23 protein-coding genes are annotated in these 20,641 nt (G+C 72.4%); 9 read left to right on the top strand and 14 right to left on the bottom strand.

Annotated elements, in window-relative coordinates; all coding sequences use genetic code 11:
* Positions 1-71: 71 nt before the first annotated feature.
* A complete protein-coding gene (locus tag ACR9ZG_RS05865; protein ID WP_481283889.1) occupies positions 72-218 on the bottom strand; it encodes a hypothetical protein in 147 nt (48 codons plus the stop codon).
* 341 nt (positions 219-559) lie between these two features.
* Between ACR9ZG_RS05865 and ACR9ZG_RS05860 the strand changes: the two genes are divergently transcribed.
* The 3 genes from ACR9ZG_RS05860 (at position 560) to ACR9ZG_RS05850 (ending at position 3,091) form a co-directional block, all read left to right on the top strand.
* A complete protein-coding gene (locus tag ACR9ZG_RS05860; RefSeq protein ID WP_481283890.1) occupies positions 560-1,792 on the top strand; it encodes a DNA polymerase domain-containing protein in 1,233 nt (410 codons plus the stop codon).
* 265 nt (positions 1,793-2,057) lie between these two features.
* A complete protein-coding gene (locus ACR9ZG_RS05855; RefSeq protein WP_481283888.1) occupies positions 2,058-2,879 on the top strand; it encodes a hypothetical protein in 822 nt (273 codons plus the stop codon).
* Positions 2,876-3,091 carry a hypothetical protein gene (locus ACR9ZG_RS05850; RefSeq protein WP_481283887.1) on the top strand — a complete coding sequence of 72 codons (216 nt, stop codon included), beginning with the start codon at positions 2,876-2,878 and terminating at the stop codon, positions 3,089-3,091. Before ACR9ZG_RS05855 ends, ACR9ZG_RS05850 begins: the two co-directional genes overlap by 4 nt.
* 131 nt (positions 3,092-3,222) lie before the next feature.
* Here ACR9ZG_RS05850 and ACR9ZG_RS05845 read toward each other — a convergent pair whose 3' ends face one another.
* From ACR9ZG_RS05845 to ACR9ZG_RS05825, 5 genes are all read right to left on the bottom strand, one after another.
* Positions 3,223-3,615: a hypothetical protein gene (locus ACR9ZG_RS05845; RefSeq protein ID WP_481283886.1), complete on the bottom strand. Its 393-nt coding sequence runs from the start codon at positions 3,613-3,615 to the stop codon at positions 3,223-3,225.
* 85 nt (positions 3,616-3,700) lie between these two features.
* On the bottom strand, positions 3,701-5,515 hold the full coding sequence (locus ACR9ZG_RS05840) for a DEAD/DEAH box helicase (protein ID WP_481283885.1): 1,815 nt from the start codon (positions 5,513-5,515) through the stop codon (positions 3,701-3,703).
* A 142-nt stretch (positions 5,516-5,657) separates the two neighbouring features.
* Positions 5,658-5,963, bottom strand: a complete 306-nt coding sequence (locus ACR9ZG_RS05835; protein ID WP_481283884.1) for an EthD domain-containing protein — start codon at positions 5,961-5,963, stop codon at positions 5,658-5,660.
* A gap of 17 nt (positions 5,964-5,980) precedes the next feature.
* On the bottom strand, positions 5,981-7,474 hold the full coding sequence (locus ACR9ZG_RS05830; RefSeq protein WP_481283883.1) for a dihydrolipoyl dehydrogenase family protein: 1,494 nt from the start codon (positions 7,472-7,474) through the stop codon (positions 5,981-5,983).
* Positions 7,471-8,037, bottom strand: a complete 567-nt coding sequence (locus ACR9ZG_RS05825) for a hypothetical protein (RefSeq protein WP_481283882.1) — start codon at positions 8,035-8,037, stop codon at positions 7,471-7,473. Before ACR9ZG_RS05825 ends, ACR9ZG_RS05830 begins: the two co-directional genes overlap by 4 nt.
* Positions 8,038-8,176: 139 nt before the next feature.
* Here ACR9ZG_RS05825 and ACR9ZG_RS05820 point away from each other — a divergent pair, with 139 nt between their 5' ends.
* Positions 8,177-8,731 (top strand): TetR/AcrR family transcriptional regulator, encoded by a 555-nt coding sequence (locus tag ACR9ZG_RS05820; protein ID WP_481283881.1) that lies wholly within the window; start codon positions 8,177-8,179, stop codon positions 8,729-8,731.
* 274 nt (positions 8,732-9,005) lie between these two features.
* Entirely contained in the window at positions 9,006-9,449 is a 444-nt protein-coding gene (locus tag ACR9ZG_RS05815; protein WP_481283880.1) for a hypothetical protein, read from the top strand.
* Here the strand turns inward: ACR9ZG_RS05815 and ACR9ZG_RS05810 are convergent.
* From ACR9ZG_RS05810 to ACR9ZG_RS05795, 4 genes are read right to left on the bottom strand one after another with little or no spacing between them, the layout of a single operon-like run.
* Positions 9,438-10,376: a PfkB family carbohydrate kinase gene (locus ACR9ZG_RS05810; RefSeq protein ID WP_481283879.1), complete on the bottom strand. Its 939-nt coding sequence runs from the start codon at positions 10,374-10,376 to the stop codon at positions 9,438-9,440. The genes ACR9ZG_RS05815 and ACR9ZG_RS05810 overlap by 12 nt on opposite strands.
* Positions 10,369-11,826 carry a purine-cytosine permease family protein gene (locus ACR9ZG_RS05805; RefSeq protein WP_481283878.1) on the bottom strand — a complete coding sequence of 486 codons (1,458 nt, stop codon included), beginning with the start codon at positions 11,824-11,826 and terminating at the stop codon, positions 10,369-10,371. Before ACR9ZG_RS05805 ends, ACR9ZG_RS05810 begins: the two co-directional genes overlap by 8 nt.
* A 49-nt stretch (positions 11,827-11,875) precedes the next feature.
* Positions 11,876-12,865, bottom strand: coding sequence for an ADP-ribosylglycohydrolase family protein (locus ACR9ZG_RS05800; protein WP_481283877.1), 990 nt, complete (start codon positions 12,863-12,865; stop codon positions 11,876-11,878).
* Complete coding sequence (locus ACR9ZG_RS05795; RefSeq protein WP_481283876.1) at positions 12,862-13,602, bottom strand: GntR family transcriptional regulator; 741 nt, start codon at positions 13,600-13,602, stop codon at positions 12,862-12,864. Before ACR9ZG_RS05795 ends, ACR9ZG_RS05800 begins: the two co-directional genes overlap by 4 nt.
* Before the next feature lie 72 nt (positions 13,603-13,674).
* Between ACR9ZG_RS05795 and ACR9ZG_RS05790 the strand changes: the two genes are divergently transcribed.
* Positions 13,675-14,184 carry a DUF805 domain-containing protein gene (locus ACR9ZG_RS05790; RefSeq protein ID WP_481283875.1) on the top strand — a complete coding sequence of 170 codons (510 nt, stop codon included), beginning with the start codon at positions 13,675-13,677 and terminating at the stop codon, positions 14,182-14,184.
* Here ACR9ZG_RS05790 and ACR9ZG_RS05785 read toward each other — a convergent pair.
* A complete protein-coding gene (locus ACR9ZG_RS05785) occupies positions 14,172-15,071 on the bottom strand; it encodes a ribokinase (RefSeq protein WP_481283874.1) in 900 nt (299 codons plus the stop codon). The genes ACR9ZG_RS05790 and ACR9ZG_RS05785 overlap by 13 nt on opposite strands.
* A gap of 187 nt (positions 15,072-15,258) precedes the next feature.
* Between ACR9ZG_RS05785 and ACR9ZG_RS05780 the strand changes: the two genes are divergently transcribed.
* Complete coding sequence (locus ACR9ZG_RS05780) at positions 15,259-15,447, top strand: hypothetical protein (RefSeq protein WP_481283873.1); 189 nt, start codon at positions 15,259-15,261, stop codon at positions 15,445-15,447.
* A 132-nt stretch (positions 15,448-15,579) separates the two neighbouring features.
* Positions 15,580-16,932, top strand: coding sequence for an SGNH/GDSL hydrolase family protein (locus tag ACR9ZG_RS05775; protein ID WP_481283872.1), 1,353 nt, complete (start codon positions 15,580-15,582; stop codon positions 16,930-16,932).
* Between the two features lie 7 nt (positions 16,933-16,939).
* On the opposite strand, the gene ACR9ZG_RS05770 is transcribed toward ACR9ZG_RS05775, so the two are convergent.
* On the bottom strand, positions 16,940-17,773 hold the full coding sequence (locus ACR9ZG_RS05770; protein WP_481283871.1) for an SDR family NAD(P)-dependent oxidoreductase: 834 nt from the start codon (positions 17,771-17,773) through the stop codon (positions 16,940-16,942).
* 95 nt (positions 17,774-17,868) lie between these two features.
* Between ACR9ZG_RS05770 and ACR9ZG_RS05765 the strand changes: the two genes are divergently transcribed.
* Positions 17,869-18,471, top strand: coding sequence for an acyl-CoA-like ligand-binding transcription factor (locus ACR9ZG_RS05765; protein ID WP_481283870.1), 603 nt, complete (start codon positions 17,869-17,871; stop codon positions 18,469-18,471).
* A gap of 28 nt (positions 18,472-18,499) precedes the next feature.
* On the opposite strand, the gene ACR9ZG_RS05760 is transcribed toward ACR9ZG_RS05765, so the two are convergent.
* A complete protein-coding gene (locus ACR9ZG_RS05760; protein WP_481283869.1) occupies positions 18,500-20,116 on the bottom strand; it encodes a hypothetical protein in 1,617 nt (538 codons plus the stop codon).
* A complete protein-coding gene (locus tag ACR9ZG_RS05755; RefSeq protein ID WP_481283868.1) occupies positions 20,113-20,640 on the bottom strand; it encodes a gluconokinase in 528 nt (175 codons plus the stop codon). The genes ACR9ZG_RS05760 and ACR9ZG_RS05755 overlap by 4 nt, the downstream gene beginning before the upstream one ends.
* Between the last annotated feature and the right edge of the window lies 1 nt (position 20,641).

Below are 20,641 nucleotides of genomic sequence, written 5' to 3'. Positions count from 1 at the left end.
CCCCAGACCCCGACGAGCGGATCGGGCGGCCCCACGTCCTCGTCCGCGTCCCTCCCATCGGTGACAGTTGGTCACCGCAGCTGAAGGACGACCGAGATCGTCAGGTCGTTGAGGTTGTGCGCCAGGAGAGTGAGCAGCCAGCCCCCAGCGACCACCCAACCCGACCCGAGACCCCGCGGCAACTTGTCGTTCTTCTTGCTCTGCTTCTTCCGAGCCAATGGCGTCGTCCTTTCGTGGTGCGCTCCCGGGGCCTGGACACGGGGATGTGTCGTCCCGATGAACGCGTGCAGTGAGTTGCATGCGGCGAATCCGCCATCTGCCTCTGCGACGTGGAAGAGCGCCTCCTCGGAGCCGACCGCTCCACGAGCCCCTTCACTGAGGAAGCTGTTCGCCGGGAACTGCAGTTCGAGCGCGGGTACGACAGCGTGGAGAGCCACCCGCGTCGTTGAATTCCGCCCCGATGATGCTGCCGCCGCATTCGCCTACAAGGGAGTCGTCAGCGCCACCCCCACCACACTCCCCCTGGCCCAGCCGCCGCAACCGTGGCAGCGTGACTCCCATGACCCCGTCGTCGAAGTCCGAGGCGTTCGTGGAGGCAGCCGGCCGCGAGGTGCGCGTCTCCAGTCCTGACAAGGTCGTGTTCCCCGATGCCGGGTTGACCAAGCTCGACCTCGCCCGCTACTACGTCGCCGTCGCCGACGGCGCGCTGCGCGGGGCCGGTGGGCGGCCGATGGTGCTGAAGCGGTTCGCGAAGGGCCTGTCGCAGGAGCCGTTCTTCCAGAAGCGCGTGCCCGAGAACCACCCCGACTACATCGACACCGCGACCCTGCACTACGCGAGCGGGACCTCCGCCGAGGAGGCCGTGCTGCGGGATGCCGCGGGGCTCGCCTGGGTGTCCAACCTCGGCTGCCTCGACCTCAACCCGCACGCCGTGCGCGCCGAGGACCTCGACCATCCCGACGAGCTCCGCGTCGACCTCGACCCCATGCCCGGCGTCGACTGGGCGCAGATCGTCGACGTCGCCTTCATCGCGCGCGACGTGCTCACCGACCACGGCCTGGTCGGCTGGCCGAAGACGAGCGGGTCGCGCGGCCTCCACATCCTCGTGCGGATCGCGCCGCAGTGGGGCTTCGCCGACGTGCGGCTGGCGGCCGAGACGCTGGCCCGGGAGGTCGAGAACCGCGCGCCGGGCCTGGCGACGGCCCGCTGGTGGAAGGAGGAGCGCGGCGAGAGCGTGTTCGTCGATTTCAACCAGAACGCGAAGGATCGCACGGTCGCCTCCGCCTACTCGATCCGTCCGCTGCCCGACGCCCGCGTCTCCACCCCGCTCGACTGGGAGGAGGTGCGCACCCGCCGCCCGGACGAGTTCACGGTGCCGACGGTGCTGCAACGGTTCGCGGAGCGCGGCGACCCGCACGACGGCATCGACGACGCGGTCGGCTCCCTGGACGCGCTGCTCGCCCTCGCGAGGGAGCTCGGCCCGGCCGAGAAGCCGCCCCGCGGCGCCGGCGACGGCTCGGGTCGCCGGGTGTCGCAGATGCCGCTCGTGGAGGTCGCCCGCACGAAGACCAAGCCGGAAGCGGTGGAGGCGCTGGAGACCTGGAAGGCGGCCCACCCGTCGGCCGCTGCCGCCCTCCACCCCGCCGACGAGCTGGTCGACGGCATGCGCGGCTCGAGTTCGCTCTGGTACCGGGTGCGGGTGAACCTGCAGCACGTGCCGGAGGACGAGCGGCCGGAGCAGGAGGCGTTGGTGGCGGATTACGACCCGTGGGCGGGGCGGGCCGCTCCCTGAATCCGAAGCGTCATCCACTGCTCTCCGCCCGTTCGCACACTGAGGCCGGGAAGACCGGCGCCATGCTTCCGTAGCGTCGGCAGCGCATGCTCCCGCATGCCGGGTCGTGGACAGGATCGCGCCGGGAACGGGTCGCGAAATGGCCGTCCACTCCGTTCGACGAAGAACGGATGAGTCGACGATGAAACGAGTACTACCCCTTGCTGCTGCGCTCGCGAGCGCCACTATCGCCTTTGCAACTCTGAGTCCGACTCCCGCATACGCAATGGAGGACGACACCCTGGCAGCGGTCGCAAAGGCAGATCCGTCCCTGCTCCCGGAGGCGGCGGCGGTCACGACGACTGAGTTCGGTGACACGGCGATCGATGCATCGGTCGCCGGGTCGGAGGTGACCGTGCCGACGGATGCCACGGACAGCATCTCTCTGGGAGTGGGAGGCGACGTGATCAGCATCGGGCTGCCCTTCGCCTCGGATGCCGATACCGCGTCGGTGGAGAGGGCCGGCATCGTCTCCTTCGACAACCGCAATGGGTCGACCACCGTGCCCAGCATCCGGTCGGACGGCAGCATCCAGATCAGTACCGTCATCGAGGCTGCGGACGCCCCCACGCGGTATGCCTACCCGATCGCCCTTCCAGCCGGGCAGGAATTGCACCTCGCCGATGATGGTTCGGTCTCCATCTCGACCGCAGATCGCTCCGTCCTGACGGGATCGATCGCCGCCCCCTGGGCCAAGGACGCCAGAGGCGAGCCGGTACCGACGCATTACGAGATCGATGGCACAACGCTCGTCCAGGTCGTGCAGTTCACCGACCGGACCGCCTTTCCCGTCGTCGCAGACCCGAGCGTCACCTTCGGGACCTACGTCGTGGTGACGATGTCCCAGGCGACAGCGCAGGCGATCCACGGAGGTTCGGCGGCGCTTGCGATCGGCCTGCTCTCCTTGACGGGGCCGATCGGCGTGCTGATCGGCGCGGCCGTCTACGGGACGATCGGTTCGTACAACTCGGCTCGCCTCGGACAGTGCCGGACGTGGTCGTTCAGTTACACGTACCTCGGCCAACTGGTGAGGGCGGCATGTGCATGACCCGCACCCTCGGCACCTTCCGACTCAGCCGATGGGGAGGTCGTGTGCTTCCCGTCTGGACGCTGATCCTGGGCCTGTTGGTCGGCGGGCTCCCCGGTGGGGTGACGGAGCCCGCCAACATCGGGCCCATCGCCATCTACGTCGGAATGACATCGATGATTCTGGTCCCGCTCGAACTGGTGTGCCGGCGCGCGGAGAAGCCACGCGGCTAGCTCCGCTCACCCCGGCCGGTACTGCTCACCGATCAGCGGCCCGGCCCGATAGCTCTCCGGCCGTCCGCCAGGCTGCGCTTCGCCTCCGCCAGGACGACACGTCCCGCGGGTGCGTCCGCAGCCGGCTCCGCTCACCAGATCGTGCCCGCGCCCACGAACATGAGGGCGAACGCGACGCACGACAGCACGATGCCGGCGATCGCCGCGCCCTGTCCGAGGCCGCCGGCCTTGTTCGCGTTGACGACACCGACGATGCCGAGGACGAAGGCGAGGATGTTCAGCATCCCGCCGAGGAACAGCCCGACGAAGAACGGGATCAGCGTGACGACGAAGCCGACGATGCCGATGATGAGCGACGCGGTGGCGAGGCCGTTGGTGCGGGTGACCGGGGCCGCGTAGAAGGCGGGCGGGTACGGCGGCGTCGCGTTCGGCGGAGGTGGCGGATACTGCGGAGCCCCGTACTGCGGGGCGGGCGGTGGTGCGGGCTGCTGGCCCTGCGGCTGGTCGGATCGCGGATCACTCACGCTGAGCATCCTCTCAGCGGGCGGAGGCGGTCGCGAGCCCGCCTCCGGGTGCCACCCGCCCCGAGCGGCCGCCGCGGCCTGCGGCTCAGCGCTGCCGCGGCTTGCGTGGCGGCCGCTCGTCCCGCCGGTCGGAGTCACGCCGGTCCGAGTCCCGCCGGTCCGAGTCCCGCCTCCTGGCCCCCGCCCCGCGGTCCGGCCGCAGTTCGATCAGCTTGCCGCCGATCCGGGTGCCCGACAGGCGGTTGAGGGTGTCGCCGGGCAGGTCGGCCGGCAGCTCCACGATGGAGAAGTCGGGCATGATCCGGATGTGGCCGAAGTCGTCGCGGCTCAGGCCGCCCTCGTTGGCGAGGGCGCCCACGATCTGGCGGGGCTCCACGCGCTGGCGCTTGCCGACCTCGATGCGGTAGGGCGCCAGCGGCGCTCCGGTCCGCTCGCGGCGGGGGCCGCGGCCGCGCGCGTCGTCGCGGTCCCCGCGCACGGAGCGGTCCCGGTCGCGTCCGGCCCGGCCGTCCCGCTCGACCCGCTGCGTGAGCTCGTCGTCCTCCGAGAGCAGCAGCGGCTCCTCGCCCTGCGCCACGACGGCGAGCGCCGCCGCCACGTCGGCCTCCGGCACGTCGTGGTGCTCGACGTAGTGGCCGATGATGTCGCGGAACCGCGAGATGCGGTCCTCCTGCGCCAGCGCCGCGGTGATGGCGTCGTCGAAGCGGGCGAGGCGGGTGACGTTGACGTCCTCCACGGTCGGCAGCTGCATCGGGGTGAGCGGCTGCCGGGTGGCCTTCTCGATGGCGGTGAGGAGGCGGCGCTCCCGCGGCGTGACGAAGCTGATCGCGGCGCCGCTGCGACCCGCCCGGCCGGTCCGGCCGATGCGGTGCACGTACGGCTCGGTGTCGGTCGGGATGTCGAAGTTGATGACGTGGCTGATGCGTTCGACGTCGAGACCGCGCGCCGCCACGTCCGTGGCCACCAGGATGTCGAGCTTGCCGGACTTCAGCTGGTCGACCGTGCGCTCCCGCTGGGCCTGCGGGACGTCGCCGTTGATCGCCGCCGCCGAGTAGCCGCGGGCGCGCAGGCGCTCGGCCAGCGTCTCCGTCTCGTTCTTGGTGCGGACGAAGATGATCATGCCCTCGAAGTTCTCGACCTCGAGGATGCGGGTGAGCGCGTCCACCTTCTGCGGGTACGACACGACGAGGTAGCGCTGGGTGATGTTCGGGGAGGTCGTGGTCTTGGTCTTGACCGTGATCTCCTCGGGGTCGTGCAGGTACTGCTGCGAGATGCGGCGGATCTGCGCGGGCATGGTCGCCGAGAAGAGGGCGACCTGCTTGTCGTCCGGGGTGTCGGCGAGGATCGTCTCCACGTCCTCCGCGAACCCCATCTTCAGCATCTCGTCGGCCTCGTCGAGCACGAGGTACTTGAGCTCGGAGAGGTCGAGGGTGCCCTTGTCGAGGTGGTCCATGATGCGGCCGGGCGTGCCGACGACGATGTGCACGCCGCGCCGCAGCGCCGACAGCTGCACGCCGTAGCCCTGGCCGCCGTAGACGGGGAGGAGGTGCACGCCCTTCAGGTGCGCCGCGTAGCTCTCGAACGCCTCCGCCACCTGGAGGGCCAGCTCGCGGGTCGGCGCGAGCACGAGCGCCTGCGGGCTCTTCTGCGCGAGGTCGAGGCGGGAGAGGATCGGCAGCGCGAAGGCGGCCGTCTTGCCGGTGCCCGTCTGGGCGAGCCCGACGACGTCGCGCCCCTCCAGCAGCGGCGGGATGGTCGCCGCCTGGATCGCGGACGGCGTCTCGTAGCCGACGTCCTTCAGGGCCTTCAGGACCGGGGCGGACAGCCCCAGGTCGGAGAAGGCGAGGGCGTCGGCGGCGGGCGTCGCGTCGTCGCCGGCGGGGTCAGGCGTGGTCGTCATTGTCACAACGGTAGTCCGCCGGAACCGTCCGCGCCTCCTGCTCCCACCGTGGTCGCGGACGAGTGCCGCCACCGCCGGGACCTCGTCGGCCCCGGCGGTGGCGTGGATCGGGTTCGGCGCCGAGCGGGCCGGCGCCTCGGGCTCAGCCCTCCGCGATGTCGGAGAACAGCCCGGTGAACGTGACTCCCGTGCCGACCAGCCGCTGGAAGAACTCGCCCGCCGCTGGCACGGCCACCGCGGCGGAGGCGTCCTCGTAGCTGTCGAAGTAGAGGTCGAGGGTGCGATGGGCGGGCGTTGGCGTGCCGTCCTCCTTCGGCCAGACCTTTGCGGCCTCGACGCGTCGCAGCTGCGGGAGGCTGCGGGCGAGGCGCTCGATCTCGGCGTAGGCGTCCTCGAACGCCGCCGGGTCGGCGGGGTTGTCGATGATGAGGGTGATCTTCGTGGGCATTGCGGTTCCTTCTCTCTTTATCGGTCGCTCGTGACGAGCGCGTCGGCGGGGGTCGGGAGGGCGCGGTCCCTCGTGGCGGCTCCCGCCGTCTCGAGCAGCCGCAGCCAGATCTCACTGACCGTGGGGTAGGCGGGCACGGCGTGCCAGAGCCGTTCGATCGGCACCTCGGCGGCGATGGCGATCGTCGCGGCGTGCGCGAGCTCGGCCGTGTCGGGGCCGACGGCGGTGAACCCGACGATGGTGCCGGCCTCCTCGTCGATGAGCATCCCGGCCCGGCCGGAGTAGCCGTCGGCATGGAGGTCCGCTCCGGCGACGGCGCCGAGGTCGTACTCGACGGGACGGACGCGGAGGCCGGCCGCCCGCGCACTGGCGACCGTGTGGCCGACGGACACGATCTCGGGATGGGTGAAGATCACCTGGGGCACCGCGCGATGGTCGGCGGTCGCCGCATGCCGACCCCAGGGGGCGTCGTCCACGTCGGCGCCGAGCGCCCGGGCGACGATCACGTCTCCGGCAGCGCGCGCCTGGTACTTGCCCTGATGGGTGAGCAGGGCGCGGCCGTTGACGTCGCCGGCCGCATAGAGCGCTCCCCCGTCGACCGGGACCCCGTCGGCGTCCAGCACGCGGAGCGTCTCGTCGACCGTGAGCCAGCCGCCCGGGGCGAGCCCGACGGCCTCCAGGCCGAGGTCGCCGGTGCTGGGCCTGCGCCCGGTGGCGACCAGCACCTCATCCGCCACGACGGTCTCGCCGCCGGCGAGCAGGATGCGGACCTCTCCATCGTGCCGGTCGACCCGGACCGGTTCGGCGCCGGACAGGACCCGCACGCCGTCCGCCGCGAAGGCGGCGGCCAGGTGCTCGCGCGCGAACGGCTCGACGCGCGGGAGGAGTCCGTCGCGCGCGATCACGGTGACCTCCGTGCCGAACGCGCTGTAGGCACTGGCCAGCTCGGCTCCGACCACGCCCCCGCCGATGATCGCCAGGCGGCCGGGGATGCGCTCGGCCGACACGGCCTCCCTGCTGGTCCAAGGCTCCGCCTCCGCGAGGCCGGGGATGGCGGGCACCGCGGCGCTCGTACCCGTCGCCACGACGACGGCGTGCCGCGCGGTGAGCACGACCTCGCTGCCGTCGGGGCGCCGCACCGAGACCGCGCGGCCGCCGAGGAGTCGGCCGCGGCCGCGCTCCAGCGCGATCCCGGCGCTCTGCAGCCAGGCCACCTGCCCGTCGTCGTGCCAGTGGGAGGCGAACCGGTCCCGCCGGGCGAGCACGGCCGCCGTGTCGAGGGCTCCCGTCACAGCGGCGGCAGCACCGGGCAGGCTGCGTGCGGCACGCAGCGCGGCGGCGTCGCGGAGGAGCGCCTTGGTCGGCATGCACGCCCAGTACGAGCACTCGCCGCCGACCAGCTCGGCCTCCACGATCACGGCGGACAGGCCGCCCTGTGCGATGCGGTCGGCGACGTTCTCGCCCACCGGACCGCCGCCGATCACGATGACGTCGTACGCTTCCGCGCTCATCGGGCGTCCGCCTTCACCGTGCGCTGGAGCCGGATGGCCGACACGAGGAAGAAGATGCCGCCGAGGGTGGCGTAGCCCGCCACGCCGACCAGGGAGGCGGAGGGGCCGCCGGACTGGAGCGCGAACGCGAGACCGGCGAGCACCGAGATGCCGCCGCTGAGGATCATCGGCCACTGGCCGCCGAGGCTGCGGCGCGCGATGCCGACGGCGAGCTGCACCGCGCCCGCGGTGATCGCCCAGAGTCCCCACACCAGCAGCACGGCCGAACGCCCGGACGTCACCGCGAAGACCAGGCCGATCGCCGCCAGAAGGCTGAGGGCCATGTTCACGTAGAGGAGGGAGGACGAGCGCGTCCCCCGCGAGGCGCGGTGGTCGATGACCGCGGCGACGATGTCGAACACCGGGTAGATCACGAACAGGATCGCGCTGAGCGGCGTGATGGTGGCCGCGGTGAGGGCGACGAGCACCGCCCACACGATCGCGAAGCCGAACCGGACGAGGTACAGCGTGCGCAGCGTGGAGGCGATCGCGACCGGCCGCGCGGTGGATGGGACGGAGGTCATGCGGTTTCCGTTTCTCTGAAGGAATCGATTCCGGAGGAGGAATCGATGTAGAATGACTAGTCACTCTACATGGGTCAACGGTAGCGAGTACCAGCCACCGCCGCAAGCGGTCACGAAGGGAGCACTTATGATCGGGAGCGTGAAGACGTCGATGCGGGAGGCGCTCATCCAGGCGGCGACCGAGCTGTTCTACGCGGAGGGGCTCCGCGCGGTGAGCGTCGACAGGGTCATCGAGAAGGCCGGAACGACCAAGGTCACCTTCTACCGCCACTTCAAGAGCAAGGACGACCTCGTCGTCGCCCACCTCGAGCGCCGCGCCGAGCAGGAGCGCACCGGCATCACCGCCGCGATGGAGGCCGCCGGCGGCGACCCGGACGCCACCTTCCGGCTGATCGCGGATCAGCTCGGGGCGATAGCGTGCGAACAGGGCTTCCGGGGCTGCCCCTTCATCAACGCCGCCGCCGAGTACCCCGACGCGGCCAGTGCAGTGCGGGCGACGGTCGACGCGCACCGCGCCTGGTGCAGGTCCGCGTTCGCGGAGATCGTGCAGCCGCTCGGCCTCGACGACCCCCGCGCGATCGCCGACGACCTCATGCTGATCCGCGACGGCGCGATGGTCGCGGGCTACCTCGACGACGCCGACGCCCTCGCCGCATCGTTCCTCCGCAGCGCGCGGGCCCTGACGCGCGCCTGAAGGCGACCGCGGTCACCCGGCGCGACCCGTCGAGCAGCCTCGCGTCGTGTCCCCCGTACTGGTGTCAGCACAAATGAGGACACGCCCCCTATGCTGATGAGCACCCGCCGGAACCCGAAACTCCGACGGGGTGCCATCGTCGAGTCACCCCACGGGGCGGCTCTCCTACCCGAAACCGTTTCGCGTTCGGTGGCGCGTTGGGGGGAACCGTTGCCGGCGCGCGCTGGCGCTTCGTGGAAAGCACCCGACTTCCATGCTCCGTACGCTCAGCCCTTTGCTCTCCGGCCGCCTTCTCACCGTCGTGGACGCCGTCCCGTCCGGTGGCTGGATCGCCATCACCTCCCGCCGCCTGCAGCCGCAGCCCGACGCGGTGCAGACCGAGTCCTCGCTGGAGGCGGTGGTCGAGGCCCTGCTCGGCTCGCTCGCCCTCAGCGACCAGGCCGCCACCCCGCTGGTCGGCTGGATCGCCGACCCCGACGACGACGCCTGCCTGGACGCGTTCTTCGCCGTGCAGGGCATCGCCCGCGACGCCGAACGGCGACCGCTGGAGATGGGGAGGCTGCCCGAGCTCCCCGACGATGCCTTCTGCGGGGTGCAGGCCGTGATCGGCGTCGACTGCCCGGCCGACGTCGTCTTCTTCCTCTGCGTCGGCCAGGGCGAGCACGTACCGGCGGCGCTGTTCGGCGCCAGCGGGCAGCTCGCCGCCTCAGCCGCCTGAGCGGGCCATCTCCCGGTCGATCTCGTCCGCACGGGGCGCGGTCGCCGGGCCGCGCCGGGTGACCGCGATCGCGGCCGCCACGTTGGCCCGGCGGGCGGCGGCGAGCAGGCCGTCGCCACGGCTCAGCGCCGCCGCGAGTACGCCGCCGTGCGCGTCTCCGGCGCCGTTGCTGTCGACGGCGTCGACGGGGATGCCCGGCACCCGCTCGGCGACCCGCGCCCCCGGCTCGACCACCCAGCATCCGGCCGCGCCGTCGCGCACGATGGCGGCGCCTCCCCTGGTGCGGCCGGCCAGCTCGATCGCCGCCGTAGGGAGGTCGTCGCCGCCGGTCATCAGCCGCGCCTCCCGCGCGTTCACGCTGACCACGTCGGTGGCGGCGAGCACGCGGCTCAGCAGCTCGGGCGCGAAGGTGTCGACGAGCGGCGACGGGTCGAACAGCACCCGTGCGCCGGCGGGCAGGGCCTCCAGCCAGCCGGGCAGCGCCTCGGCGTTCACCGGGTGCGCGAGGCTGTAGCCGGAGACGTAGACGAGGTCCTCCTCCCGCACGGCGACGCGGTCGAGGTCCGCCCGTGTGAGCCGCCCCTCCGCGCCGCGCGAGGTGACGAAGGTGCGCTCGGTCGACGCGTCCACGAGCGCGATGGTGAAGCCGCTGTCGACGTCGTCGATGCCGCGCTGCGCGACCTCGAACCCGGCGTCGGCGAGGGCCGCGCGCACGATCGCGCCGAACGCGCCGGTGCCGTACTGCCCGGCGAAGACGACGGGCAGCCCGTCCCGCTGGGCGGCGACCATGGCGTTGTAGCCGCCGCCCGCGGTGAGTCCGCTGGCGGAGGCGATGACGTCGCCGCCCGGCTCCGGCATCCGGTCGATCGCCATCACGATGTCGACGATCACGTTGCCCGTGAAGATCAGGCGCGGATGGTCAGCCACGGGCGGCCTCCACCGACGCCTCGCCCTCGCCATCGGCCGGGGAGCCGGCTGCGGACGCGGAGCCCGGTGCCGGGTCGACCAGCTGGCCGCGCGCCCCGCCGAGCACCGCGTAGAGGCCGGCGGCGATCACGAACGTGACGATCCAGGCGATGCCGCTCTGGCCGGCCGAGAGCAGCACGTAGCCGACCACGATCGCGAGCGCCCAGGCGCCGATCGCACGCCACTCGACGCCACCGCGATACCAGTAGCGGCCGCCGCGCATGTTCAGCAGCGCGACCGGGTCGTACCAGCGCCGCTTGATCATGTCGATGAGGAAGACGGCGAGCCAAGCGGTGATCGGGATGGCCAGCAGCGAGATGAAGCTGATGAACGGGCCGTAGAACGAGCCCGCGATGAGCATGAAGTAGATGGAGCCGGCGAAGGTGACCACGACATCGACCGTCACCGCGTAGACCCGGCGGATGCGGATGCCGAGCGTCAGCGTCGTGAGGCCCGCCGAGTACACCGAGAGGTGGTTCGACAGCAGGAGGCCGCCGAACGCCGCGATCAGATAGGGGACGGCCATCCACGTCGGCAGCAGCTCGCGGATCGCCGCGACCGGGTCGCTCGCCGTGGCGAGGGACGTGTCGCCCGCGCTCAGCAGCGCGCCGAGGCCGATCAGGATCACCAGCGGGATGCCGGCACCGGCCGCGCTGGCAGCGATCAGGCGGGCCGCCTTCACGCTGGTCCGCTGGTAGCGCGCCATGTCGGCGCCCGCGTTCGCCCAACCGATGCCGGTGCCCGCGGCCATGGTCGCGACGCCGACGAGCATCGCGCCGAAGCCGCCGCCCGGCATGGCCGCCACGGCCGACCAGTCGATGGTGGTGATCAGCGCGATGCCGACCACGATGTTCAGCGCCCCGAAGATCCACGTCGCCCACTTCTGGATGACCAGGATGGCCGCGTGGCCGAGCCCGGACACCAGCAGGGTGCACGCCTCGAAGATCGCGATCGCCACGATGGCGAGCACCGGGACCGCCTTGGCGTCGGCGTCGGTGCCGAAGATCAGGGTGAACAGCGACAGCAGCACGAACGCGCCGGTCGTCGTGTTCACCGTCTCCCAGCCGAGGCGCGACAGCAGCGACACGAAGGTCGGGCCGGCGTTGCCGCGCGGGCCGAAGATCGCACGCGACAGCGTCATGCTGGGTGCGCCTCCGCGTCGCCCGGCGATGGAGACCACGCCGACCAGGGCGAAGGAGCCCGCGGTGCCGATCGCGGCGACGATCAGCGCCTGCCAGATGTTGAGGCCCTGCACGGCGACGAGCGTCGCGCCGAGCGGCAGGCCGAGGATCGAGATGTTGGCCGCGAACCAGACCCAGAACAGCTGCAGGGGGTTGCCGGTGCGCTCGGCCGGCGGCACCGGCTCGATGCCGCGCTGCTCGACCGCGGTGAGGGCGGAACGGGTGGACATGGGGTCTCCAGACGTCGTTGTGTGAATCGGGTCGGGGTGATCGGGAGGCTCAGCCGCGCAGGACGAGGAGCTCCCGGACGAGGGGGGCGAGGTCGAGGTCGTTGACGCGACGCAGCTGCGCGCGCTCGGCCTCCGGCCAGACGGCGGCGCCGTGCGTGGCGCCGAGGACGGCGCCGGCCATGGCGGCGACCGTGTCGGTGTCGCCGCCGAGTCCGACGGCGAGGCAGAGGGTGTTCCAGGGGTCGTCGGAGCAGGCGACCAGCGCGAGCGCGGCGACCACGGACTCCTGCGAGGCGACGGACGTGCCGACGACCTCGGCCACGGCGTCGGCGCGCCGCTCGGCCGGGAGCTCGGTGATGTACGGCACGGCCCAGCGCAGGCGCGGCGCGATCTCGCCGCCCGCCGCCCAGTGGCCGCGGCGCGCGCCCTCCTCGGCCGCCGCGATGGCGACCTCGATGGCCTCCGCGGGCCCGGCTCCGTCGATGCCGGCGCTGACGGCAGCACCGATCGCGGCGGCGCTGGCGATGCCGAGGCTGGTGTTGTGGGTCGGCTCGCTGGTCGCGGCGACCGCGTCGACGAAGCGCGTGAGCGAGTCGACGGGATGCGCGATGCCGACGGGGGTGATCCGCATGGCCGCGCCGTTGGTGGTGCCGAAACGCCCGGCCTCGGCCGCCGGGACACCCTCGCTGAGCCGCTGCAGCGCGGCCTTGGTGCTCGGCCCCAGGAGGTCGAGCGAGCCGCGGGCGGCCATGTCGGCCTCCCACGCCAGCAGCTGCCGGGCGAAGTCGTCGATGTCGACCGCTCCCCCGCCCGCGACGAGGAGCCGCGCGAGGAGCACGGCCTGCTCGGTGTCGTCGGTGATCGACCCGGCCGGCATCCCGGCCGCGATGCGCTGCCGCGGCCCGGCGTCGCGGAAGCCCGTGATGACGCCGTAGTCCTCGCGGATCTCGGCGCGCGACATCGACTGCGTCGGCATCCCGAGGGCGTCGCCGAGCGCGAGGCCCTCGAATGCGGCGAGCGCCCGCTCGTCGCGGCTCATCGGCCGGCCCCGAACGTCAGGTGGAGGCGGAACCGCTGCGGATCGAGGAGGCTGACCACCTTCTCGACGAACCGTCCGTCCGCATCGCGGGCGATCCGCACGGCGTGCAGGAACGCCTCGCCCGGCCGCCGGCCCATGAGCGCGGCGTCGGCGTCGTCGAGGGTCGTCACGGCGATCCACTCGTCGCCCTGGGCGGGAAGCAGCCCGGCGGCCTGCATGGTCTGGGTGAGCGAGTCGTCCACGAGGCCGTCGAACGGCACGTCGGCGAGGCGGCCGACGGCGGGGACGCGGCTGCGCTCCAGCGAGACGGCGGTGCCGTCCTCGAGCCGGCGGACCCGGTCGAGCGCGAGGAAGTCCATCCCGCTCGCGTTCACCGAGGCGGCGAGCTCAGGATCGCGCACGACCTCGGCGCGGAGGATGTCGGTGCGGTTGACCGTGCCGCTCACGGTGAGCGCGCGACCCCAGCTCGGGTTGTCGCCGAGCTCCTGCCCGTCGAAGGTGACGAACGACCCGACGCCCGTGCGGGTGTCGATCAGCTCCTCCTCGGCGAGCTCGTCGAGCGCCCGGCGGATGGTGCCGCGGCTGACGGCGAAGCGCTGCGCCAGCTCGTTCTCGCCCGGCAGCAGCGAGCCGTTGCGGTACGCGCCGCTCAGGATGGCGGCCCGCAGCTCGTCCGCGATCTCCTGGCGTTTGAGCGAGGTGCGGCTGCGGGTGGCCGAGGCGGCGTCGTTGTCCATGCGCGATACAGTACCTGTTCACTACCTGTACTGCAAGCGAGAGGCGCTTCGCCCGTCCACTAGTGTTCGACTGTGACAGAGGTCGACGCCGCACCCGCCGCACCGCCCGCAGTGCCGCTCGACCAGCCCCTCCCTCACGCGAGCCTCGACCAGGCCGCGGGGCGCTTCTGGCGCAAGTACGCGACGTTCTCGGGTCGCGCCAGCCGGTCGGAGTTCTGGTTCGCGATGATCGCGGCGTACGTGCCGCCCGCCGTCGCGGTCTACGTGCTCCCGCTCCCGCTGCGCCTGCTGTCGGACCGGGCGTACATCGTGGCCTCGATCCTCCTCATGCTGGCGGTGTACCTCTATCTGGCTGCGCTCATCGTGCCGACGCTCGCGGTCACCTGGCGTCGCCTCCACGATGTGAACAGCTCGGGCGGCCTGTACTTCTTCGGCTTCATCCCCGTGATCGGGCCGATCCTGCTGCTGCTCAACCTCGCGGGAGCCCCCGACCCGGACGGGGTGCGCTTCGACCGTCCCCAGCCGCAGGCGGCCGCGGCTCAGGACGCGACGGCTCAGGACGCCACGGCTCAGGACGCCTGAGCGTCCCCCGCACGTGCGACCACGGCCTCCCGCGTCAAGCCCGGCACACGCGTCGACGGGCTCTCGACCGCGATGGCACCGGCGGCGTTCGCGAGCCGCGCCGCCTCCTCCGGCGGCATCCCGTCGGACAGCGCACAGGCGAGGGCCGCGGTGAAGACGTCGCCCGCTCCGGTCGTGTTGGCGGCACGCGCCGGCAGGCCGCCGATGCGTGTGCTGCTGCCGTCGCGCCGGAGCACCTCGCAGCCGTCGGCGCCGCGCGTGGCGACGATCGCGCCCACCCCGGCGCCGAACAGGGCGTCGGCGCCGCCCAGGGCCAGCGCCTCCGACTCGTTCGGCGTGAGCACGTCGACCAGGCCGAGCAGCGCGTCGTCGAGGCGCCGGGCCGGGGCGGGGTTCAGGACGACCGTCCAACCGCGCTCGTGCGCCATCCGGGCGGCGTGCAGCACGGCCTCCACCGGCACCTCCAGGCTCGCGACCAGCACGGGGGCGTCGCAGACCACCGGGTCGAGCCCCTCGATCGCCGCCGCCACATGCTCCGGCAGGAGCAGGCCGTTCGCACCCGGATGGACGACGATGGTGTTCTCGCCGCGGCCGTCGACGGTCACGTAGGCGGCGCCGGTGGGGGCGGCCGTGGTGAGCAGCTGCTCCACGCGCACGCCGGTACGTTCGAGCTCGGCGCGCGCCGCCCTTCCCCGCTCGTCGTCCCCGACCGCTCCGATGAAGAAGGTCTCGGCGCCGAGGGCCGCCGACGCCGCGGCCTGGTTCGCCCCCTTGCCACCGGGCTCCTCGGCCACCTCCGCGGCGAGCACGGTCTCCCCCGGCGCGGGGATGCGCGGCGCCCGGATGGTGATGTCGGTGTTCACGGAGCCGACGACGATCACGCTCATGCCGCTGCCGCCTCTCGTGCCGGTGTCCGAGCCAACCTAGCAACCGCGGGCGCCCGGCGGGGGCGACCCGGTGCGTAAACGCAACGTTGCACCGCGCCGACAGCCCGGTCGGGAAGGCCGCCGGCGCTCATAGCATCGGAGCCCGTCCGCACGCGCATCCGCAGCGTCCACTCGAGGAGCCACCCGAATGACCACCGCCCAGCAACGCCCGCGGCGAGCGCGCCGCACCCTCCGCCGCTTCGCCCTCAGCGACTGGTCGCCCGGCGCGCTCCGGGCGCGCGGCGCTGAGCCGACCCGGGAGGCCGAGCGCGCCTTCGCGGACCTCCGCGCGATTCACGCGGCCCGCACACCGCACCAGGAGATCGACCCCACTTAACCGGGGCGACGCGCTTTTGCCATACAAAATATTACGTGCATTACTGGCTGGATGCATCGAACGACCCGACACAGTAGCACGACATCCACCCGCCCCACCCGGCGCACCCGAACCCGACGCCGCGTCCCAGCGGTGCTGGCCGCGATCACCCTGGCGACGACAGCCGCCGGCCTCACCCTCGCGCCCGCCGACCATGCCGCCGCCGCCGAGCCCGGCGCCTCCACGGCCCGGATCAGCGGTCCGTGGGTCACCAACAACGGCCGCGGCGCCTCGATCTACGATGCCGTCGGCGTACCGACCGCCGGCGCCCCGATCACCGGAACCGCCGGCGCGACCGTGGCCGACGTCGTCGACCACGCCGCGACGTGGTCCTTCCCCGCGGTGGGCTCCACGGGCCCCGTGATGTACGGGACGGGCACCCTCGCGCTCTGCCTGACCGGCGCCTCCGGCACGGTGCACGCCGAGGCCTGCGTGGACGGACGCGCCGACCAGCAGTACTCCTGGAGCTTCCTGGACCGCCACGACACGGCGAAGGGGTACGGCATCGGACCGGCGAGCGACACCTCCCGCATCCTGGGCTTCGACGACGCGGGCACCGGCATCCTGACCGCCGAGGAGCGCAACCCGGGCTACTGGGTGCTCTGGATCTTCGTCAGCCTGGGCGCGTACGACGATGTCACCGCGACCGACCTGCTGACGCCGGTGAAGCCCCTCCACTACGTCGCGATGGGCGACTCCTACGCCTCGGGCCTCGGGACGCGGGCCCCCTGGGATTACGGCAACCTCTGCTTCCAGAGCCCTGAGGCGTACTCGTCGCTGCTGGCTGCGGCCGAGAAGGTCGCGACGTACCGCTCGGTCGCCTGCGCCTCCGCCGTGGTGAACAACGTCGACTCGGCGAACCAGACGTTCTTCGGCTTCTTCGACCTGCAGGGCCCGCAGCTGGAGTCGCTCACCCCCGACACCAACCTCGTCACCGTCTCGGCGGGCGGCAACGACCTGAACTTCGCCCAGATCCTGATCAACTGCGCGCTGAACGAGTTCTTCGACAACCCCGCGGGGACCTGCGTGCAGGCGATCGAGTCGGCGGAGACGCAGGCGCGCTCCCCGGAGTTCCACCAGAGCCTGGTGCGCACCTACGCCGCGATCAAGGCCCGCGTCGCCCCGGACGCGCGCATCCTCGTCATCGGCTACCCGCGCCTGTTCACCACCGCGAACACCCGCCTGGTCAGCGACAGCTCGCGGGCGCGCATGAACGCGGCGGTCGACGTCGCCGACCAGGCGATCGCCGCAGCGGCCCAGGAGGCCGGCGTCACCTTCGTCGACGTGCGCGACCGCTTCGCCGGCCACGGCGCCGTGCGCGGCGGCGGCCCGAACGCGTGGATCAACGACATCGACCCCACGCAGCTGATCAACATCATGCACCCGAACGCGGCGGGCCACGCGCAGGGCTACCTGCCCGCCATCGAGGCGGCGCTGCAGCCGTAGCGACCGCTCAGAGCGTCTCGCCGGCGTCCGCGAGCAGCGTGCTCCCCGTCATGATCATCGACAGGTCGCTCGCGGCGAAGAGCACGACGCGGGCGATGTCGTCCGGCGTGCCGAGGCGCCCGATTCTGCTCTGGGTCATCACATCGAGCGGCGGGATCTCGACACCGGCGGCCGCCGCCTGATCGGCGGCCGCCGTGGCCGCCGCGATGTTGCCCTCGGTCGGCACGAAGCTCGGCGCGACGCCGAGCACGCGGACGCCCAGCGGCGCGAGGTCGACCGCGAGCGACGCGGTCAGGCCGCGTGCGGCGTGCTTGGAACCGACGTAGGCCGCCATACCGGGGAACGCGACCTGGAAGCCCGCCGTGGAGATGATGTTCACGATGACGCCGCCGCTGCCGTCCGCGGCCATGCGCCGCGCCGCCTCGCGGGAGCCGAGGAAGACACCGCGCGCGTTCACGGCGAAGACGCGGTCCCACATCTCGTCCGGCATCTGAAGCACCGGCGCGTTCGGGAAGAGGCCGGCGTTGTTGACCCAGATGTCGATGCCGCCGAGTTCGGCGACCGCCAGGTCGGCGGCGGCGACGACCGACGCGGTGTCCGACACGTCGGCCTGTGCGCCGATCGCGGTGATGCCGTAGCGGTCTGCGAGCTCGGCGGCGGCCGCGCGCGCCGGGCTCTCATCGAGGTCGACGATGAGCAGGTCGGCGCCGGCCTCCGCCAGCCGGGCGGCGATCGCCCGTCCGAGGCCCTGCGCCCCACCCGTGACGACGGCGCGCCGGCCGGCGAGGGAGAGGAGCTCGGCGAGGGATGCGCTCGAGACGTCGGGGAACGGGTAGGGCACGGCAGACCTCCATGTCGGCGGAAACGATTAATTGCAGAGTATGCCATAAATGGTCGGACAGGTGTCGCGCGACAGCGTTCGGCTACCGTCGGAGCATGACCGAACAGGGCAGGAACCGCGGACGGCCCCCGCTCGTGGAGGAGGACGAGCTGCGCGCCCGCGCGATCGAGGTCCTCCGTCTGCACGGCTACCGGAACGTGACCATGTCCCGGATCGCCGAGGAGTGCGGGGTCAGCGTCCGGACGCTCCACCGCTACTTCCCCGCGAAGGCCGACATCGTCTGGGGCGGGATCGAGGGCTCCATCGACTCCCTCCGTGCGGCGCTCGATCACGCCGACGACACCCTCTCGCCCTTCGAGGCGATGGCGGCCGTCGTCGTCGAGGTCTTCGAGCAGGACGCGGACGCGCTCGAGGTCGGTCGCGCCCGCATGCGGATCATCGCCACCGAGCCCGACCTCGAGAACACCCGGCCCGATACGTACCGGCGATGGCGGGAGGAGACGGCCGCGTACTTCGCCCGCAGGCTCGGCATCCCCACGACGGATGTCGTCGCACAGTCCGCCGCTGCCGCCGTGCTGGCCGCGATCATGGCCGGCCTCGGCTGGTGGGCGATCCAGGACGACGAGACGCTCGCCCCGGTGACCGCGGTCCGCCGCGCACTCAGCGGGCTCGGCACCATGACGGCGGGCGGCCGCTGAGAGCGACGGCCCGACGACCGGCGTCCCGTCAGGCGACCAGGTCCTCCACTCGCGCGATCCGTTCGCCGTACCGGGCGAACCCGCGGCTCTGCGGGAGGCCGTCCTCCCCCGTGCCGAAGAGCAGTCGCGTGCCCTCCCGCACACCCGACCACTGGGCACGCAGCCGCATCTCGCCGTCACGCTCCCCCGTGACCTCGAGGTCGGCCTCGTAGACGACGCCGTCGAGCATCGAGCCGCTGAAGCGCTCGCTGCCCCGGTAGAAGCTGAGGCCGTCGTCGCTGTAGTCGACGTAGCGCGAGACCGCGGACGATGTGCCGTTCCCGTCCGAGGAGCGCTCGAATTCCAGGTACCCCGAATGCGCGCCCGCGATGCGGCCGGAAGGGACCTGCTCGGCGACCCGCCCGATGATCGCCCGAGCCTCGTCTCCGCCGATGCCGTATGGAGGCGCCGCGGGTGTCGGCACGACGGGGACGGGCGCGCCCGGCTCGTGGTCGAGGAGGTGGGCGATGCGCACGCGGAGGGTCCGCTCCGCCTCGCCGCCGCTGCCGCGGACCATCTCCATCCACATGGCCCTGCGGCCGCCGGGATGCCAGGACATCGGAGAGACGTAGACCCAGGTGTCGTCGGCGCTGCGGAGCGGCGTTCCGAGGTACTCGGGATCGCCGGCCGACCTCCCGAGGTCGACGAGCACCGGCCCGATGTCGCCGGGACGGAATCGCCGGACCCCGTCGACCACGTACAGATAGACGACCCAGGCCAGTTGCGCCGTGACGAGCTTGGCGTGCGGCCGCGGCACGAGCCCGAGGAACACGGGGTCCGTCCCGTGCGAGGCACGCGAGCTCATGACGATGCCGAGTCGCTCGTCGGGCGAGAGGATGGTCGTCTCGTCGTAGCCGGGAGCGCGGGTGAGCGATTCGAGCCGCTCGGCCGTGAGGTCCTGCACGACCGAGTCCGTGAGCGGGCCGCCGCCGTCTCCGACCGAGGAGATGGCCGCGCCGCCGCGGACGAACTGCTTGACCTCGCCGCCGAGCATGGGACGGGCGGTGTACCAGCCGTCCCGCTTCGGATCCGGCGTGAGCATGTCGGTGCTGCTGATGATGACCGGGTCGACGATCGTGTACCGCTCCTCGTCGCGCCGCAGCCCGCCGAGCGCGACGATCGCGGTCATATCGGTGCGCAGCGCGGTCCAGGCGATCCGCTCGCCGTCAGGTGACACGATGATCTCGGACCAGTGGTGCGAGGTGAGCGGGTCGGAGTCGAGGTCCCACGGGTACTCGACGTCGATGAGGGTCGTGCTCGTGGCCGTGTCGAGGTCGGGAGTCGCCTCCAGCACGTGATCGCCCAGCAGCACCCGTCGGTTGTCGGTGAACGGCATGTGGCGGATGCCGTTCGCGGTGGGCTTGCGCGGGATCGCCCCGGAGTAGATCTCGCGGAATCCCGAGCCGTCGTCGCTCACGATCCCGGCATGGAACCAGTCCTGGTCTGCCGGGTCCTCGTCGGTCCGGTAGAGCACGAACACCGAGCCCGAGAAGGTGTACGTGGCGCTCTCAGGGCGCACATGGGCGGGCAACGGAAGAGTGGCGAGCTCGACGCGGCCGAGATCCCCCTCCACGAGCTCGAACGGCGCTGCGGCGGTATCGGTCATGAGACGGGTTCCTTCCCGGTCGTGATCCAGCGCTGGATCCGGACGGCGATGGCGACGGGGTCGTCGCAGATCGTGAACACGCGGCCGGGTTCGGCCGGGTCCAGCGGCTCGAGGGTCTCCAGCTGCGAGCGCAGCAGGGCCGGCGGCATGAAGTGCCCGCTGCGGGCGGCCATGCGGCCGTGGATGAGCCCGGTCTCGCCCGAGAGGTGCGCGAAGACCATCTCTCGGCCGGCCGCGGCGAGCAGCGCGTCCCGGTGGCTCCGGCGGAGCGCGGAGCACGCGACGACGGCTCCGCCGCTCGCCTCGCCGATCGCCCGGCCCACATCGGCGAGCCACGGCCGGCGGTCCGCATCGGTGAGGGGCGTGCCGCCCGCCATCTTCGCCCGGTTCGCGGCCGGATGGAGGTCGTCGGCGTCGATGAACGGGACGCCGAGCCTCGCGGCGAGCTGCTGCCCGACGGTCGTCTTGCCGGAGCCGGAGACGCCCATGACGACGACCGCCGGGGCAGCGGACGTGCCCGTCATC

It is taken from the genome of Leifsonia sp. KNZ12-8B (assembly GCF_056755495.1).
Note: the sequence above shows the minus strand (reverse complement) of the source record. Positions and strands in the feature narration are given on the sequence as shown.